General features: G+C 41.1%; 15 protein-coding genes. 6 read left to right on the top strand and 9 right to left on the bottom strand.

Going from position 1 to position 17792, the window contains the following annotated elements; translation table 11 throughout:
• Positions 1-76: 76 nt before the first annotated feature.
• A complete protein-coding gene (locus KFT32_RS03350) occupies positions 77-1060 on the bottom strand; it encodes a HAMP domain-containing histidine kinase (RefSeq protein WP_211745709.1) in 984 nt (327 codons plus the stop codon).
• Positions 1057-1758: a response regulator transcription factor gene (locus KFT32_RS03345; protein ID WP_211745708.1), complete on the bottom strand. Its 702-nt coding sequence runs from the start codon at positions 1756-1758 to the stop codon at positions 1057-1059. The genes KFT32_RS03350 and KFT32_RS03345 overlap by 4 nt, the downstream gene beginning before the upstream one ends.
• Before the next feature lie 149 nt (positions 1759-1907).
• Between KFT32_RS03345 and KFT32_RS03340 the strand changes: the two genes are divergently transcribed.
• The 3 genes from KFT32_RS03340 (at position 1908) to KFT32_RS03330 (ending at position 3896) form a co-directional block, all read left to right on the top strand.
• Entirely contained in the window at positions 1908-3107 is a 1200-nt protein-coding gene (locus tag KFT32_RS03340) for a GTP-binding protein (protein ID WP_211745707.1), read from the top strand.
• 27 nt (positions 3108-3134) lie between these two features.
• Entirely contained in the window at positions 3135-3284 is a 150-nt protein-coding gene (gene rpmG, locus KFT32_RS03335; RefSeq protein WP_211746005.1) for a 50S ribosomal protein L33, read from the top strand.
• Positions 3285-3434: 150 nt separating this feature from the next.
• Positions 3435-3896, top strand: a complete 462-nt coding sequence (locus tag KFT32_RS03330) for a hypothetical protein (protein ID WP_211745706.1) — start codon at positions 3435-3437, stop codon at positions 3894-3896.
• A gap of 152 nt (positions 3897-4048) precedes the next feature.
• Here the strand turns inward: KFT32_RS03330 and KFT32_RS03325 are convergent, their stop codons facing one another.
• Positions 4049-4924 (bottom strand): hypothetical protein, encoded by an 876-nt coding sequence (locus tag KFT32_RS03325; RefSeq protein WP_211745705.1) that lies wholly within the window; start codon positions 4922-4924, stop codon positions 4049-4051.
• A 271-nt stretch (positions 4925-5195) separates the two neighbouring features.
• Here KFT32_RS03325 and KFT32_RS03320 point away from each other — a divergent pair, with 271 nt between their 5' ends.
• Positions 5196-5789, top strand: coding sequence for a YdeI/OmpD-associated family protein (locus tag KFT32_RS03320; RefSeq protein ID WP_211745704.1), 594 nt, complete (start codon positions 5196-5198; stop codon positions 5787-5789).
• Between the two features lie 269 nt (positions 5790-6058).
• Here the strand turns inward: KFT32_RS03320 and KFT32_RS03315 are convergent, their stop codons facing one another.
• The 3 genes from KFT32_RS03315 to KFT32_RS03305 are packed head-to-tail and all read right to left on the bottom strand — an operon-like array spanning position 6059 to position 8568.
• On the bottom strand, positions 6059-7297 hold the full coding sequence (locus tag KFT32_RS03315) for a cytochrome P450 (protein WP_211745703.1): 1239 nt from the start codon (positions 7295-7297) through the stop codon (positions 6059-6061).
• 2 nt (positions 7298-7299) lie between these two features.
• Complete coding sequence (locus tag KFT32_RS03310; protein ID WP_211745702.1) at positions 7300-7923, bottom strand: DedA family protein; 624 nt, start codon at positions 7921-7923, stop codon at positions 7300-7302.
• 48 nt (positions 7924-7971) lie between these two features.
• Positions 7972-8568: a hypothetical protein gene (locus KFT32_RS03305; protein WP_211745701.1), complete on the bottom strand. Its 597-nt coding sequence runs from the start codon at positions 8566-8568 to the stop codon at positions 7972-7974.
• 659 nt (positions 8569-9227) lie between these two features.
• Between KFT32_RS03305 and KFT32_RS03300 the strand changes: the two genes are divergently transcribed.
• Positions 9228-11543 carry a glycoside hydrolase family 95 protein gene (locus KFT32_RS03300; protein WP_211745700.1) on the top strand — a complete coding sequence of 772 codons (2316 nt, stop codon included), beginning with the start codon at positions 9228-9230 and terminating at the stop codon, positions 11541-11543.
• A complete protein-coding gene (locus KFT32_RS03295) occupies positions 11544-12668 on the top strand; it encodes a glycoside hydrolase family 88 protein (RefSeq protein WP_211745699.1) in 1125 nt (374 codons plus the stop codon). It abuts the gene before it with no gap.
• Positions 12669-12832: 164 nt separating this feature from the next.
• Here KFT32_RS03295 and KFT32_RS03290 read toward each other — a convergent pair whose 3' ends face one another.
• The 3 genes from KFT32_RS03290 to KFT32_RS03280 are packed head-to-tail and all read right to left on the bottom strand — an operon-like array spanning position 12833 to position 17682.
• Entirely contained in the window at positions 12833-14653 is a 1821-nt protein-coding gene (locus KFT32_RS03290) for an ABC transporter substrate-binding protein (RefSeq protein WP_211745698.1), read from the bottom strand.
• Positions 14654-14690: 37 nt separating this feature from the next.
• A complete protein-coding gene (locus tag KFT32_RS03285; RefSeq protein ID WP_211745697.1) occupies positions 14691-16208 on the bottom strand; it encodes an ABC transporter permease in 1518 nt (505 codons plus the stop codon).
• A 13-nt stretch (positions 16209-16221) separates the two neighbouring features.
• Positions 16222-17682: an ABC transporter permease gene (locus KFT32_RS03280; protein ID WP_211745696.1), complete on the bottom strand. Its 1461-nt coding sequence runs from the start codon at positions 17680-17682 to the stop codon at positions 16222-16224.
• Positions 17683-17792 lie beyond the last annotated feature (110 nt).

The raw sequence follows: 17792 nt of genomic DNA, 5'->3' as shown, positions 1-17792 counted from the left end.
CCTTGTTTTATTATAATGATTTACCTAATGAACTTACCAGCATGCAAACTTACAGTTAACTTACAGATTTGTAAGGCTAGAAAATAAGACGTACGCTGGTGCCTTTTCCTTGGACAGAGTCAATCTCTATCTGGTGACCGAGCTTTTCACAAACTTCCTTAACTAGGTACAGTCCCATCCCTGTGGATTCCTGGACTGTTCGTCCATTTTCTCCTGTGAAAAAAGGATTGAACACCCTTCCCAGGTCTTGTTTAGGAATTCCAATTCCTTCGTCTTTAACTTCAAGTACAGTCCGATTGTCTCGTGTATAACTTTCAAAGTATATTTTTGCATTTGTGCGATGACTATATTTAACACTATTGGTGAGCAGTTGAGTAATCATGAACTTGAGCCATTTCTCGTCGGATACGACCTTGATATCTTGATGAATCTGGATGACAGGAAATACATGATTACGAATAAAAAGTCTCTTTTGATCAGATGTAATGGCTCTTACTGTTGAAAAGAGGGATAAAGTCTCAATATGCAAGTCGTGTTCAAACGAATCCAGTCTTGCTGTATATAGCACCATATCCAGTCCTTTCCGCATTCGGTCGAGTTCATCCCCCATGCCAAGGGATGATTCATCATCTCTTTCCTGGTTGATCAAATGCATGACCGAGAGAGGTGTTTTCATCTGGTGAACCCATTGGTTGATAAAGTGTATATGCTGATCCAATTGTTCATTCACGCTCAAAAGACGTGTTTTGTAATTTCGATCTAGCTGCAGCAGAAGCTCATGCAAACTTTCTGCTAGTGGTGCATGTTCGGTCCTATACGTCAATTCATCATTAGCAGCTTTAGGTCTAGCGAGCCGTTCGTAGAAATGGCGATGAGTATAGTAACGATATAGCGAATAGGCAACAAAAAGAATGCCACTAAGTAAGATGGTATACAGCGTGAGGGAAGAGTCTCTCATTCCTCCAAGCCAGTAGACGAAGGAGATGAGTGCAAGCTGAAGTACATAAATAAACAATAGCGGCATTTGCTCCCTCAAAAACAGCAGAAGTCCTTTTTTCATGGCTGATCTTCCAGTTCAGGATGTAGCCTATAACCTGAACCTCGAATGGTTTCAAGTGCGCCAGAAAGACCGAGCGACGTTAGCTTCTTACGAACCCGAGTAATATAGACATTCAGTGTATTATCATCAACAAAGGTATGTTCATCCCAAATTTTTTCTAGAAGACGATCACGAGAAATAACCTGACCTGGTTTTTTCATGAATTCATCCATGATTTTTGCCTCGGTATGACTGAGGTCGAGTCTCTGATCCTCATAGAACAAAGCAAGTCGTTCTACATCAAGTGTTAGTCCTGCCACCGTTACGGAACGATCATGATCTTTAGACGCGTAAGAGCCAAATGCCCTGCGTAGGTGACTGTTTACTTTAGCAATAACAATATCATAGTCAAAAGGTTTGGTTAGATAGTCGTCCGCTCCGTTTTCAAGTGCCATCACTTGATCCATTTTGCTCTCTCTAGCGGATATAAATACAATCGGGCAGGTTGAAAGATTTCGAATCTGTCTGCACCAATAATAGCCATCATAACTAGGGAGGTTCACATCAAGCAGGACAAGATGGGGCTGATAAGCTTCAAAATCTTCGATGACGGTATCGAATCGCTGTACAGCAAAGGTTTCAAAACCGAATTTATGTAAACGTTCTTTGAGCAAGGAGACAAGAGACTTGTCGTCCTCGACGATGAATATTTTGAACATGATTATTCTCCTTCAACGTAATTATGAATCTGATTGTATCAAATTTTGAAGGAACAAGAAAAACGAAGTTGACATTAAAGCGACAAGAAAGTATATTTTTGTTGTTAATCGTAATAATTACTATTAATAAATGACAAGGAGGTATACGAATGTCAAAACAAAGAACACCCGTAACCGTGTTAAGTGGATACCTGGGTTCAGGAAAAACGACAGTGCTAAACCATGTACTACATAATCGTGAAGGTTTGAAAGTAGCGGTCATCGTAAACGACATGAGTGAGGTGAATATTGATGCTACCCTCATTAAAGGAGAAGGGAACTTATCTCGGACGGAGGAGCAACTGGTGGAACTTTCAAACGGATGTATTTGCTGTACCTTACGAGAAGATTTAATAGAAGAGGTGGAGCGTCTCACGAAACACCATCGTTTTGACTATATATTAATAGAATCTTCAGGGATTTCGGAACCTACTCCGGTGGCACAAACATTTACCTATGCTGATGACTCTTTAAAAGTGGATCTAACTCAACTGGCAAAACTGGACTGCATGGTTACTGTAGTTGATGCAAATCGTTTTTGGCATGATTATGCATCGGGAGAAAGTTTACTTGATCGGCAGCAGGGAACTGGACCTGAAGATGTAAGAGATGTGGTCGACTTATTGATAGACCAGATTGAAATGTGTGATGTTTTATTATTAAATAAATGTGATTTGGTCGATGAAGCAGAGTTATCTCAACTGGAAGCCGTTCTTCGAAAACTTCAACCTGGGGCTAAACTGATACGGACTGTGAAGGGTCAAGTTGATTCTAAAGCGATTCTCAATACAGGATTGTTTGATTTTGAACGTGCCAGCATGGCACCAGGATGGATACAGGAATTACAGAAAGAACATCATACGCCAGAGACAGATGAGTACGGAATCAGCTCGTTTGTATATAGGAGAAGAAGACCTTTCCACCCAGAACGTCTTGCCGATTACTTGAGTAACTGGCCACATGAAGTTGTGCGGGCCAAAGGACTTGCATGGATTGCGACAAAAGAGGATTATGCTGCGAGTATAAGTCAAGCAGGACCTTCTATAGAATTTGGACCCGCTGGATTCTGGGTTGCGGCTTTATCCAAGGAAGATCAGGAAATGATTTTACTGGATGAACCTGAGATTGTGAACAAATGGGATAACGTATGGGGCGATCGAGGGAGCGAAATTGTCATGATTGGAATGGATATGAATGAGACAGAACTGATAAAGGGGCTGGATCAATGCCTCTTGTCTGAACAAGAGATGATAATGGATTGGTCCGAATTTGTTAACCCTTTACCATGGAGTACAGAAATAGGTATGTAAGTAAAATAAGAGAACGAGGTGTGAATGATGCGTGTTATTGTTACACTAGCTTGTACGGAAACGGGCGATCGAAACTACACGACGACCAAAAACAAGAGAACAAACCCTGAGCGTATAGAGCTTATGAAATATAGTCCGAGATTAAAAAGATACACCCTCCACAAGGAAACTAGGTAAACAAAGTGCTTAAGCTATAGGGAAGACAAGGAAAGAAAAAATTTTGAATGTTATTAATCGTAATAATTACGATTTTAGTGATGTGCACTTGTTACAAGTTGTAGTAGAATGAACAGAGATAGTTTTTAGAACGTAAGGGGAGGGTTTGGAGTGTTGGAACAGGAAGTGGAACAGCTGTGGAGCAATCAATCTAGAGATCGGTGGAGAAGACGCAAGTTGGAACTTGCTGCCTGGATCGAGCGCCCTAAGCCTGAAACCTGGAAGAAAGAACTGCTGTTGTTTGAGGGAGTCGAAGTGGATGCCAAAATATATCCAGCTCTGATGGAACTCAAGAAGCTACAATTCAAGACAGAATTTTCTTGTGCCGGAGTCAGTATACTCGACGAACCCGAGGATCACTCTCTTTATGCTTATGTGACTCTTTTTGAAGGCCCGAATACTGAGAAGTTTGTAAGATATGCTATGGAACGCATGGGATATCGTTTGTTAGTCACCTATGAAGCAAATAAGAATCGATATGATTTATCATCATTTTATATAGGACAGAATCGATCCTTTTGTTATTGGTTGGAGCAGTGCGCCAAAGAGTTTCTGATGGACCCCGTGTCTTAATAGTTTCCCTAGACGAGTAAGTATCAAAAAAACTATTCACGACAGCTAAAATTTAGACTGCGTGAATAGTTTTTTTATGTATAAATTAGTTTTTACCACGACCTGAGTACTCAGAACCATGATCACCTAGCTGCATCTGAGTTGGCCCTAAACTAGAAAAAGTTATTCCTACTAACAGCGCCAACAGGATCGTTGCGGAAAGAATGGTCTTTTTCATCTGATAAATCCCCTCTCATAATGATATTGTTTAATATATCATAACATGTCTTTAACTGAGAAACACTACTAAATTTTCTAATAATTTCAAAAAGAGAGATGGCCTTTTTGAAATATTTATCATTACCTAATTTATCGGCAGTATGAAGAATATGCAGAGTAATATCGATAGCAATTGAATGTTCCTGTCTTTTATGTCTGTATAAAGCGAGTTGGTAATGATAAGACAAGTAATGTGCTGTCCTAATTTTTTCTCTATAGTAAGTATATCCTTCTATGTGTTTCGTAAGCTGCGCGATTTCTGAATCGACATTGTAATTGAACTGATTTGCAGAACGAAGGATATTTATTAAACCTTGAAGTACTTGTTCAGGGTTTTTGTCTAAGAATTGAACATATTGAGGGAATCTTTCTTGTTTACCGTCTAGTACATCCGTTTGGAGATTATTTGCGGAAGCAAAAAACTTAAAGTCTTGTATAATTAGCTTCCCTGTTTCAGTTGAATCATTAAGCCAGTCAAGATTAGCGTAAAATGATATGTACTCTCTAGTTTTGATATAGTCACCTAGTTTTTGATTGGAAAGACTCGTCATTAGATAGCTATAACCAAAATAATAAATGATATGTTGACTAAATATGTGAGAAGTAGAATCCGTTTCAACGAGCTCTTTATGAACTTCTTTTGCTAAAGTTATTAGCTCGTCCGATAAAGAGATAACTTCCTCCCAGTTTTCGATGCTGTAGTTTATTTTGATTAATTTAACTAATGTGTCTAAGTCTAGAGGCTCGTCATAAGGATAATGTTCATTCATTATTTCCTCTCCTCAACAAATAAATATAAATATTTACTTTATTTTACAACTGGATTGACATAAGGTCAATAAATGTAAAACGATTGAAATCTATGTAAAATATCGGTTTAACTAGCATCTGAGTAAGTAAACTGTACAATGCATAAAAAAACAGTACAATTGAACCTATAAGATGATAGATACGAGATAGAGATGATCTCATCAGATTAAGTGGATTTTGGAAACGGCTTATTTTAAAACAATATTTTGATGATGAAAAGGAAGTACTTTAATGACAAATAATGAAATGAATCCTAAGGTCGATGAATTTTTAAGTAAAGCTAAAAAGTGGAAGGCAGAATATGAGCAGTTGAGAACTATCGTTCTTGACTGTGAGCTGACCGAAGAATTTAAGTGGATGCATCCTTGTTACACGTTAGAGAATAAAAACGTTGTTTTAATACATGGATTCAAAGATTATTGTGCGCTTCTGTTTCACAAAGGTGCCTTGTTAAAGGATCCTAACGGGATTTTAATTCAACAAACAGAAAATGTACAAGCGGCGCGTCAGATTCGGTTCCATAGTGTTCAAGAAATAGTTGAAATGGAAGCCATCTTGAAAATCTATATTTATGAAGCCATTGAAATTGAAAAATCGGGTTTGGAAGTGAATCTGAAAAAGAATGATGAATACACGATTCCTGAGGAACTTCAAAATAAATTTGATGAAACACCTGCCTTGAAAACTGCTTTTGAAGCATTGACACCTGGACGGCAAAGAGCATACCTTCTTTATTTTTCGAGTCCCAAACAATCCAAGACCAGGGTGTCAAGGGTTGAAAAGAGTATGCAGCAAATTCTGGCCGGAAAAGGATTGAATGATTAGTTTTTTAAAGCATAAATGTTTGTAACTTTTCTTTTAGTAGTAGTGGGTGAGTGGGTGTTCCTTCTATAGAGAGGGAGTGGTTTCATGCTTAGGCGCTCTATAGGAATCATTTTATTCGCATTTGCTTGTCTGATTCGAAACAGTTTCATCAGGCCATTGCTGAAAATCATATCATGTACGTTCTGTATATTCAGATTGTATCGGTCGATAAGATCACATAATAAAAAGCTGAGTCCCTGTTCATAACGAGGACTCAGCTTTTTACCGTATTAGAATTTCACATGAAGTGCTTCAAGGCCGCGGAACAAAATCTGATCACGCCATACAGGCGAAGGATCAGCAAGCCTTAGAGCTGGAAAGTGTTGCAACAGTACTTGAAAAGCAGTGATGGCTTCCAGTCTTGCGAGCGGGGCACCAATACAGAAATGGGGTCCGGTTGCAAAAGCTAAATGACGATTCTTTTTTCGTGTGATATCGAAATGATTCGGATCGTTGAATATAGCAGGGTCTCGGTTTGCTGCACCTAGACCAACGATTACTTCTTTGCCCCGTTTTATTAAAGTATCACCGAGTATGATATCCTCTCCAGCAGCACGATTAGTGAACTGAACAGGGCCCTCATATCTGAGCACTTCTTCTACCGCAGAAGGAATCAACTCAGGATTTTGGTGTAGCAGATTATAGGAAGAAGGATTTTCTATAAAGAGTTTCATTCCGTTTCCAATGAGATTAACGGTGGTCTCATGCCCTGCAACCAGAAGTAAGATACAGTTATTGATCAGTTCTTCTTCTGACAACTGATGTTCGTGATTTTGAACATGGATCAGCTCACTGATGATATCTTCTTTAGGATTTTTCTTTCGTTCTTTAACTAGTTGCCGGAAGTAGGCACGAATCTCTGACGCAGCAAGGTCACCTTCGTCCAAATGTTCCTCAGATAAAATGGCCACATCAAGAAGCCTAGCGAGTGAATTGGACCATTTCTTAAAGACATCCCGTTCTTCTTTTGGTACACCAAGCATATCAGCAATTACCATGACAGGAAGAGGGAAAGCAAACTGCTGCAATATTTCAGGGTTTGTTTCCTTTTGCATGTCTGCTGCTAAACTTTCGGCAATGGATCTGATTTGAGGTTTGCTCTGTTCCAGCGTCTTCGGAGTAAATGCGTAAGCTACGTGACTACGAAGGCGCGTGTGTGTGGGTGGATCGCGAAACAGCATCCAGTCTTGCACTAATTCCTGTATGTTTCTCCATCTAGGAGGATCATCAACTACGGGTTCCCCATCAAGACTGCTTCGTTCACGAATCAGCTTCGGACTTTTCAGAATGAATTGTACATATTCATGTTTGGAGACAATCCATGTATCTCGTTCTTCTAAATAATAGGCCGGGAAATCCTGAAGCATTTTTGTGTAAAATGGATATGGATCTTGATGAATTGCAGTATCATAGGCATTGAAGAAGGCAGCGATGTCATGTTTGGAAAGTTCGTGACTCGTATCTTTCATACTTACTTCCTCCCAGATAACGTTTTATGAGGCTGTTTCTTACGAGATGATCTGAACAGTAAATATATGAATAATAAGACGATCAAAACAATAACGATGATGATCCCATAATGTTCTATCAGAGCACCTATCTCCGCAATGTGATCTTCAGCAACAATACCGAGCAAAAAGAAGACAAGTGTCCACAGAAAAGCAGCAGGGTAGGCATACCTAACAAACCTTCGATAGGACATCCGATTCATTCCCGCGACATACATCGTAATGTGACGTAAGAAAGGCAAGCAAAGACTCATACTAATTGCGAATCCTCCATATTTATGAAACCATTTTTCAGAGATCATAAAATAACGTTCCGTCTTTGTTGTCTTCTGCATGCTACGGAAGAGCCGAGTCTTGACAAAAAAACGTCCTACGACATAACCAACGGTCATTGCAGAGCATATTCCAAGACTAACGGCGAGATAAGCAAATGGATAATAAAGAATTCCTGTAGCTGACAGAGTACCTGCTGTCATGACAACAACCTCATTGGGAATCGGAAGACCGATGAGTCCCAAACATAGTACAAGGAACAAGGCTATGTAGCCAAAGTGATCAATGAATTCAAGTAAAAAGTCATAAACCATTGTAAATAGACATCCTATCTGCCCATATTGCAAGACACAACACGGCTATTAAATGATATGCGCCTTTACTCTATCTATAGAAGAAACGGCCTTTTTACGGACGGATCGCTCTTTAGATTTGAGTGTATATTCCCACAAACTGCCTCGATACACTTCTTTAAGAATATCGGTTTTCTCAAAATCACTTGGGGTGACAAAGTGGGCAGGTTTACGAACCGGCAGAGCTCCTCCATGTCCAAGAACATAAGATACAAATTGAGAACAAAAATAGGCATTCTCCCTACGAAGTTCTACTTGGAGCATGACTCCGATCAGGCCTAGAAGATGATATTTATATGTATGCTGTCGTTGCATCATGTCCCCGACAAGGCGGTGCATTTGATCATACTGCTCGGAAGTAACGGTTAAGGTGTATACAGCGCAGTGAGACGAATGAAAAAAAGGTGAGCTATAATCTTCCCGGACAAGTCCTGCCAGGAACGGATTCGCTACATTTTTACGTCCAAAACTATACACCTCTTTCAGTTCAGGATCAAACGCAATGGATGCATGATTCATTGAAGCTTTCGTATAAAATTGGATCAATTTCGATAAATACGTGCCTGTTGAAGTCAGAACGATATAAACAACTCTATTCGCTGACATGTTTCTTTTCCCCTCCAAAAACATTGTTACCCTTATTCTAGCTTGCTAGCTATCTTTACAAAACGTGCTGAAGTAGTAATTCAGATCTTGACTATAGTCTATATGAAACCTGGTCTTAAGACTAGGAAGATTACAATATTGTGTTTTTCTTCTAAAATTTTTAAATTCCATCTCATCCTTAATATCATTTTGTGACAATCAACCCCATTTTGTTCATTTGTATCATATAACAAAGGTTCATCGATTTGTTCGTATCACTATTTATACGGGAATGTCAGCAATCATATGCATTATTGGCAATGGAATGAAGAGGATATATTGTACTAACGTTTAGGAAAAGGCAAATGAGGTGTATTTCATGAATTTACACATGTATAGCTTAAGAAAATACATTAGCTTGAAGACGGTTGGATGGGACACTTTCACGAATACTGCCCACATTAGAAGGAATCTAGACGAAACTAGCAAAAGTATAGTGGTAATAGATGCTTCCAAACTTAAGGCTGTCGTGACCAAATCGGACACTGGTGAGTTTAAAGGCGAACTAATAGGCAATTCAGATCTTCCAAAGTCGTACGATAAGTTGAGCTGGAGTTTTGCGAATATGGGACTAGGTGTACAGGGAAACTCATGACGAAAACGAAAGAGGGAATGGGAGGATGAAACGCAGGCTATGGTACACAGAACCGGCAAGCAAGTGGGAAGAAGCACTACCCATAGGCAACGGCAGGCTTGGTGGCATGGTATTCGGGAGTGTAGCCAAGGAAACCGTTCAATTGAATGAGGATTCCCTCTGGTACGGCGGCTCGGTAAATGGTAATAATGCGGATGCGCCAGTCTATCTCCCGGAAATTAGAAACTTGCTGATAGAGGGTAAACAGAGCGAAGCGGAGCATTTGGCACGGATGAGTTTGATGTCCAGTCCGAAATATTATCATCCCTATCAGCCACTTGGCGAAATGCTGTTGTGGTCGCGAGGACAGGATGGCACCGTAGAAGGATACGAGAGGGAACTCGATCTGGAGGAAGCTATTTCTCGTGTTCAATATACATGTAACGGTGTTAGGTATGAAAGAGAGTACTTCAGCAGTTCGCCTGATCAAGTGATGGCGATTCGTCTAACGGCAGATGCTATCGGTGCGATAACGGTTGGCGTAAACCTGATGAGACGTCCTTTCGATGAAGGGACCATAAAGGCTGATGATCGGACAATTATTATGAGCGGACAGAACGGTAGCGATGGGGTACGGTATGCAGCAGCAGTTCAAGCGGTTACTCAGGGAGGTAACTTAAAGGTGATAGGTGATTTCCTCTCTATTGAAGGGGCTGATGCTGTCACATTGCTGTTTGCAGCGAGTACGTCTTTCCGGCATGAGAATCCTCAAGAAGCTTGTTTAAAACAGCTTCAAGCTGCCGAACTTTTATCTTACAAGCAACTGAGAGAACGGCATGTCGAAGATTATTCAACATATTATCGAAGAGTAGAGCTGGAGCTTCGAGGTCTTGATGAACAAGCAGCGATTCTATTGGAGAAGCAGCCGACTAATGTCCGGCTGCACAGATTAATTGAGGGTGAGGAAGATGCAGGGCTGTTCTCACTATATTACCAATATGGACGCTACTTACTATTGTCTTGCTCTAGACCTGGTACACTTGCTGCGAATCTACAAGGGATCTGGAACTCGAATTTTACTCCGCCTTGGGAATCTAAATATACCATTAATATTAATACTCAAATGAATTATTGGCCGGCGGAGACGGGTGGCTTGCCAGAATGCCATGAGCCATTATTTGATCTAATAGAGAGTATGCTGCCTGCAGGAAGGGTTACGGCTCGTAATGTATACGGTTGCCGGGGATTTGTAGCCCATCACAATACGAATCTATGGGGCGATACACAAGTAGAAGGTGTCCTGCTATCCTCATCGATATGGCCGATGGGAGCGGCCTGGCTAAGCCTGCATCTATGGGAGCATTACCGCTATAGTCTAGATGAAGAATTTCTAAAGGAGAGAGCTTATCCTTTCATGAAGGAAGCATCTGTATTCTTCCTCGACTATATGTCGGAGGACGAGTCAGGTCGCTTGGTAACAGGACCTTCAATCTCTCCGGAAAATCGTTTCATTAGGGCAAACGGCGAGGTCGGAACACTATGTATGGGACCGTCAATGGATAGTCAGATTGTTCATGCCTTGTGGAGTTCCTGTATTGACGTATTTCGAATTCTTGGAACGGAGGAAGAACTTCGTTCTGAGCTGGAAAGGGCACTTGCAAAGCTTCCCCGGCCTGAAATCGGCAAAAATGGGACCATCATGGAGTGGCTGGAGGACTGGGATGAAGAGGATCCGGGTCACCGACATATTTCGCAGTTATTCGCTCTGCACCCTGGCGAACAGATTCAGGTGAGACAGACGCCCGCGCTTGCGGAGGCTGCGAAGCGGACGATAAAGCGTCGATTAGCGCATGGCGGCGGTCATACTGGATGGAGCCGCGCTTGGATATTGAATTTCTGGGCTCGGCTGGAAGATGGGGATGAAGCCTATTCGCATGTAAGGAAGCTGCTGACTCACTCGACTTATCCGAATTTACTTGATGCACATCCACCATTTCAGATCGATGGTAATTTTGGAGGGGCTGCCGGTATTATAGAGATGCTCTTGCAGTCGCATGGCAGCGAGCTTTCATTACTGCCAGCGCTACCATCCGTTTGGAGAAGCGGGAAGGTGACAGGATTGCGGGCAAGAGGAGCGTTAACAGTGGATCTTGAGTGGGAGGACGGGTTGCTGAAGGAAGGACGAATAACTGCGAAGAAAAGTACCCATTGCACGCTGCGTTGTGGTGATATTGCAGTCATAATTGTCGACGGTGAGAACCTAATTGCCGAAGTTCCATGTTCTACAGTAGCTAAATTCCAATTGGAAGCCGGAAAGCTATACAGGGTTGTTAGACGATATGATCATAAGGAGAATGAATAAATGGGAGATCTCGTCATTTTACAAAAAGCAGAACTGTTCTCGTGGTGGGAGAAAATCCAAAATAAGACGGACCGTATGATTCGAGATATTGGCGATAAATCACCGCATGTCTCTGTTTCAGGTATTTATGATGATATGAGGATAGATTGGTGGACCTCTGGCTTCTGGCCGGGTATGTTGTGGATACAGCACGAAATGACGGGAAAAGAACAATATCGTTCTGCAGCGTGGAATTGGGATGCACGAATTGAACAATGTTTTATTATAAACAGTAATCTTCATCACGATGTTGGCTTTCAATTTCTCCCTACTGCAGTAGTGAAGCACAGGTTAACGGGGAATGAAGATGCCCGTCGCATAGCGCTAGGTGCAGCTAATTTTCTGGCGGGACGTTTTAACTTGAAGGGGCAGTTTCTGCGTGCATGGAACCAAGAAAAAACGGGCTGGGCAATCATAGACTCGATGATGAATCTATCGCTGCTCTTCTGGGCATCCGAACAGATCAACGATCCGCGATTCCGCCAAATCGCCTGTGCACATGCAGATATGGTTCTCAGCCAATTTATTCGGGAGGATGGTTCTGTACATCATATCGTTGCATTCGATCCAGAAACGGGTGAGGTAGAGAAATATTTGGGTGGCCAAGGATACGGTCCATTCTCATCTTGGAGCAGAGGTCAAGCTTGGACGATATATGGTATGGCTAATACGTATAAATATACTAAAGATATTCGTTATCTTCGTGCAGCTCAGCAGGTGGCCCATTATTTCATTAGCTGCTTACCTGAGGATCATATACCGCATTGGGATTTCCGTACTCCAGACCCAATTAACGAGCCTAGAGATACTTCCGCCGCTAGTTGTGCGGCTTCAGGTCTGATTGAAATTGCTCATCTGCTTCCTCCCGAGGAGGGCAGAATTTATCAACAAGCCGCAGAAAAGATCATCAAATCATTGACTGAGCATTACGCGACACTTGATGAGCCGGACTATCAAGGCTTACTTCGGGAAGGAACGGGCAATAAACCAGCTGAGCAGAACGTGAATGTCTCACTCATCTACGGGGATTACTTCTACGTTGAGACGATCGCCAAGCTACTCGGCTGGTCGAACCGGATATTCTAATAAAAGCCAAGTTCCCTTATGACTAGGGACTTGGCTTATTTGTGGGCTCTATTAAAAAAATGTGAAAGGGCTACATTCCTTAAAATTACATTTTAATAAACGTATCATTAAAAAAGGAGTGCTCTACTATGAGAGCACTCCTTTTTAAGTTTAAATAACATGAGTTATTTGCTTGCCTGATACTTCGTCAAAAAATCTTTTACTTTTGCCGGATCAGCAACTAGTTCATTACCCGTATTGACGATGGGGCTTACCGTGGATACAGCTTTGATTTTATTGTTGTTATAGAAGGACAGAATCTCATCTTGATTGATGGAATAGAGAACTGCTTTTCTCAAATCTTCGCTTTCCGCTACATCACGGCCTTTTGTGTTAAACAACAAATAGCTGACTCCATTGCTTTCTAATGTTTGCAACTGTAGTTTACTATCTTGCTTGACTAGATCATATTTGGTTTCAGGTATTCCGTAGTACATATGAATTTCTCCACTGCGAAGCGCAGATAGAGCGTTGTCCGCATCTTTAATGAATTTCACTATTATCTTAGAAATTTGCGGTTCATGTTTCGTACCTTTCATATAACCCGGATTTTTATAGAAGACAGCTTCGTAATCATTTTTGTAAGACAAAATGTAAGGGCCGCTTGCATAGAGCGTATTATTGTAGGAACTTCCTTCTGTTACTGTTTTTTGATCACCGTAAGGAATATCTTTATTTACATCAAAGCTTGCTACATCATAAGTGTTTATGCTTTCCACTTGTTTTTTGGATACGATCCCTGCAGACTGGTGAGCCAAATAATTCAGTACTTGCGGGAAAGGTTCTGTCGTCGTCAATTTTACAACTTGGTATTTGCCTGATTTGTTATCTGCCTCTGTTTTATCACTTACCAGTTGCGTAATCCCTTGATCTAAATCTTTATCAAGAGCATCTTTAATCGACTCTCCGCTTCCCGCTTGTTTGACCGATTCGAGTGCATTCAGATCTGTAACGACTTCGACATCCTTAATATGTTCGTGTAAGGAATACGTACGGTGATCGGGCACTGAATTTTGATCTTTCGCGCGGTTTAGCGAGAAGACAACATCTTCTGCACCTACACGTTCGCCGGAATCTTCGGCTTTCTTATCTGTAATCCTAGCAAAATGAATATCATCACGCAGGACAAAGTAATATTCTGAATTGCCATCTGCAATGCCATGATTTAAAGAAAGAGAACCTTCTGAAGTGATTTGGTCATCATCGGTCAGATTAACGAGACGAACATACATATTTGTATTAAGCGCATTGATGGACCCATCGTTCCCTTTAATCGGATCTAGTGAAGTCAGTGTAGAATTCGATTGGGTTAGAAGTAGGGGTTCGGTTGCATTTTTGGAAGTATCCTTAAATTGAATCGATTCCCAAACCTGTGAACGAGATTTTGACAGGCGAATCGTATCCGGATTCAGTACATCTTTGTTAAACCCTTGGCTTTTCAGTGAAATATAGAGTGGAGCGATATATGCCTTATCAAAAACAAGATAATCCTCCAGCTTTTTATATGTCGCTGTATATTCTTCAGGTGTTTCCGTACTTGCTTGTTCAATCAATTTGTCGACCTCAGGATCAGCTAGAATGCTATAATCACCGCCTGTTTTGAAAAGAGAACGAACCGCATAGTCAGGGTTACCCGTCACGGTAGTCCAGCCGGACAAGGAAATATCATAGTTGCCTGCATCTTCTTGAGCTTTGAAACTGCCGTAATCTGGCTGGAGGTTCAGTTTGACGTTGAAACCATTTTTGATTAGTTGATCTCGAATAATATTGACGTCAGATTCGCCGCTGCTCATCGCGAGAAGCTCAATATCAACAGGTTTAAGTTCCGTAGTGGTTGGGTTTTCTGTAGTTTCATTCTCACCAGCTACATCTGATTTTGTGTTCACATTGCAACCGGATATAACCAGGATGAGAACAAGTAATAAGGGTAAGAGTGCTTTTTTCAAGTGAAATCCTCCTTAAGTTCGTATATGAAGTGATGAATTAATCTAGTTTAGGGTCCAGTGCATCCCGAAGTCCGTCTCCTAGAAAGTTGAAAGATAAGACGAGTGCAACAATGGCGAGACCAGGATAGATGGCAAGGTAGGAATGGGATTCCAAATAAGTGCTGCCGACTTTTAGGATGTTTCCCCATTCTGGGATATGCGGCTCCACACCAAGCCCTAAATAACTGAGACTACTTGTAGCAATCACGGCCCCGCCAATCGTAAGAGTAGATTTAACAATCATAGGTGCGAAAGAATTAGGAACAATGTGTCTGAAAATAATCGATAAATTGCTAGAACCGAAAGCTCGTGCAGCATCCACATATTCATAATTAGATACCATCAGTACATTCGCTCGCATGGTTCTAGCATAAGTTGGTATAGAGCCAATACTGAGTGCAATGATTAGATTGGTCGTGTTTGCACCAAAAGCTGCGATGATGGCGATGGCAAGCAAAATACCTGGAATTGCATAGAGTACATCCAGCAATCGCATGATGATGTTATCTGTATGGCGTCCATAATATCCTGCTAATGCACCTAGTATTCCGCCTATAATAACCGGAATTAAGGTTGAGATAAATCCGACCACAAGGGAGATCCTTGCTCCAAACACAATACGAGAGAATAAATCTCGACCGAAATGATCCGTACCGAGTGGGTAAGCTAGGCTAGGTGTTTGAAGAATCGCACTATAGTTATTTTGAATCGCCATATCATAGTCGAAAGTGAAAAAGCTCGACACCGAGATGGCAAACATAAATAGGATAAAAAATAACCCAAACATAGAGCTGACGTTTCTCGTAATTTTGTTCCATATTCGTTCCCAATTCCCTGAACCTGGTTTCAGGGTTTGACGTATTTTGAAAAGCAAGTCTAGCCCTAGTAATAAGGCAAACAGATTTCCAGTTATACTAGTTAAGAGGAGTGGAACAGCTATGTATATCATCCATTTGGGAGCCTGACGGCGATCCACGAACTTAGCAACTAGTGTCAAGGAAACGAAATAAAATACGGCAATTCCGGCAAGTACAAACATGGCGGGTAAAAAAGTATCTGTCACATAAGGCTTGAACAGGTTCAGTGATGATAGAACGATGATAAAGATCTGGGTTATGAGTAAATAGACGGCGAGTGTGTATTGACTTGTCGTTTTCTTTTTGATGAGATGCATCGCAAAAATCACAGTAAAAATATTACCTGTCAGGACAGAGAATAGCTGCAAATAACCTAGACGTCTTGTGACGGGTCTAATTTCACCGTTCGTCAGTATATCCCGCCGAATAAGCCAGGTGATCAGGATTTGAATCAAAGTAAACAATGCATAAGCAGCAAATACAGCAAAAACAATAGGTTTTATCGCATTGCCTGCAAAATCATAACTGCTTACAAGTAGAATGGCAGTGATCAACAGAGAAACGACCCAAATAAATTGGGACTGCATATATTCGGGTGAAAGTTTTAACTGCTGACTCTTTTCGAACCGTGAAGTCTTTTGCTCAATTAGGGTAGACATTACAGCACCTGCTTTAATATTGTTTCATCTTGGACCTGATTCGAGGATCGAAAAAGGCATACAAGATGTCGATGAACACATTGACGATAGAGATGGTAATGGCCGTATATACGACTCCGCCTAGTATGCCGGGAATATCAGGAATAAACTGTTTATCTACAATGTAGCTCCCGATTCCGCTAATGTTAAATACCTTCTCCGTTACCGCTGCTCCCCCGAGCATCCCACCAAACTGAAGACCAATAACAGTAATAATTGGAATAATGGCGTTACCTACCGCATGTCTCCAAAGTACTACCCTACGACTAAGACCCTTCGCTTTGGCTGTAATAATATAATCTTCATGAATGACTTCCAGAGTAGAAGAACGAGTCATTCTTGCTACCGCAGCAGTGAGTCCTGTACCTAGTACAATAACGGGCATTATGATCGATGCTGCATTCTCAGGACTAAAGGTAGCCGGGAACCATCCCAATTTTATTGAGAAGTTAAGAATGAAGATTAGCCCTTGCCAAAAATTTGGAATGGATAGACCAAGCAGGGCGATAAACATAAACGTGTAATCAAAAAATGAATTAGGTCTTGTTGCCGAAATGATTCCAACGGGAATGGCTATCAGTACAGAAAAGAAGAGCGAGATCAGCGTGAGTGTCAGCGTAATCGGAAATTTACGCGCAATGCTGGAGGCAACATCTTCATTACCTGTATAGGAAGTACCGAGATCAAACATAGCGATTCCTTTGATATTGTTCCACAACTGGGTAAAGTATCCTTGATCCAGACCGTAAATATGATTGAAGTTCGCAATCTGCTCTTTAGTTGCACCTTCTCCAAGGATGTTCGCAGCAGGATCAAAAGGAGACATATATAAGAGTGTGAAAACAATAATGACAACTCCCATAATAACAAAGAGCGTCATGACGAAACGTTCCATTACATATTTGGTATACGGATTACTGTACATAAGAATTAACGTATACATCAAAATGCCTGGAAGAAAGGACAAGGCAAGAAATAGCGGGTTATGTACAAGGTCTTGAAATGTTTGATGATAAGTACGCTGTTCATGACCGATTTCCGTAAGACGCAACCTTACAAGCTCCTCCTGTTTCTCTACGCTAGCAGCTTTAGCCCAACTCTCAGCTGTTTCACGAATTTGTTTCGTAGTCGCCGATTGATCGAAAAAGGCATTTTTGCGTTCCAATTGCAAAGTATACCGCTCTACTAATTCATCATAAAATCCTCTTTCGAGCATTTCCTGCTGAACTTGTTCTCTGATACTATTAGATCCCGCCTTATTTATCTTCAGTAGATAATAGAAGAAAGTAAACAAATGAACTGGGAATCCGAGAATTAAGAGAAAGAATGAATAGGTAGGACGAACCTGTATCTTCTTGTAGGTTTCACTTATGGTGTCTGAAAGACGGAAACGCTCTGATGAAGAATCAGGCTGAGAATTTCTCGCAATTTCCATGGTTATGACCTCCTTTCGTTTAAATTGCATTATTCCGATCAATATAGTATATTTTATTTACGACTGGTTTAAAAGTCAATCATTCCAAGCATTATTTTTACATAGTTTCA

Origin of the sequence: Paenibacillus sp. Marseille-Q4541, assembly GCF_018310695.1 — a bacterium.
Taxonomy (GTDB): domain Bacteria; phylum Bacillota; class Bacilli; order Paenibacillales; family Paenibacillaceae; genus Paenibacillus.
Note: the sequence above shows the minus strand (reverse complement) of the source record. Positions and strands in the feature narration are given on the sequence as shown.

Excerpts from the sequence above, each read along its gene's own strand:
- KFT32_RS03350 (WP_211745709.1), bottom strand. The coding sequence starts at position 1,060 with ATGAAAAAAGGACTTCTGCTGTTTTTGAGGGAGCAAATGCCGCTATTG.
- KFT32_RS03345 (WP_211745708.1), bottom strand. The coding sequence starts at position 1,758 with ATGTTCAAAATATTCATCGTCGAGGACGACAAGTCTCTTGTCTCCTTG.
- KFT32_RS03340 (WP_211745707.1), top strand. The coding sequence starts at position 1,908 with ATGTCAAAACAAAGAACACCCGTAACCGTGTTAAGTGGATACCTGGGT.
- rpmG (WP_211746005.1), top strand. The coding sequence starts at position 3,135 with ATGCGTGTTATTGTTACACTAGCTTGTACGGAAACGGGCGATCGAAAC.
- KFT32_RS03325 (WP_211745705.1), bottom strand. The coding sequence starts at position 4,924 with ATGAATGAACATTATCCTTATGACGAGCCTCTAGACTTAGACACATTA.
- KFT32_RS03320 (WP_211745704.1), top strand. The coding sequence starts at position 5,196 with ATGACAAATAATGAAATGAATCCTAAGGTCGATGAATTTTTAAGTAAA.
- KFT32_RS03315 (WP_211745703.1), bottom strand. The coding sequence starts at position 7,297 with ATGAAAGATACGAGTCACGAACTTTCCAAACATGACATCGCTGCCTTC.
- KFT32_RS03310 (WP_211745702.1), bottom strand. The coding sequence starts at position 7,923 with ATGGTTTATGACTTTTTACTTGAATTCATTGATCACTTTGGCTACATA.
- KFT32_RS03305 (WP_211745701.1), bottom strand. The coding sequence starts at position 8,568 with ATGTCAGCGAATAGAGTTGTTTATATCGTTCTGACTTCAACAGGCACG.
- KFT32_RS03300 (WP_211745700.1), top strand. The coding sequence starts at position 9,228 with ATGAAACGCAGGCTATGGTACACAGAACCGGCAAGCAAGTGGGAAGAA.
- KFT32_RS03295 (WP_211745699.1), top strand. The coding sequence starts at position 11,544 with ATGGGAGATCTCGTCATTTTACAAAAAGCAGAACTGTTCTCGTGGTGG.
- KFT32_RS03285 (WP_211745697.1), bottom strand. The coding sequence starts at position 16,208 with ATGTCTACCCTAATTGAGCAAAAGACTTCACGGTTCGAAAAGAGTCAG.
- KFT32_RS03280 (WP_211745696.1), bottom strand. The coding sequence starts at position 17,682 with ATGGAAATTGCGAGAAATTCTCAGCCTGATTCTTCATCAGAGCGTTTC.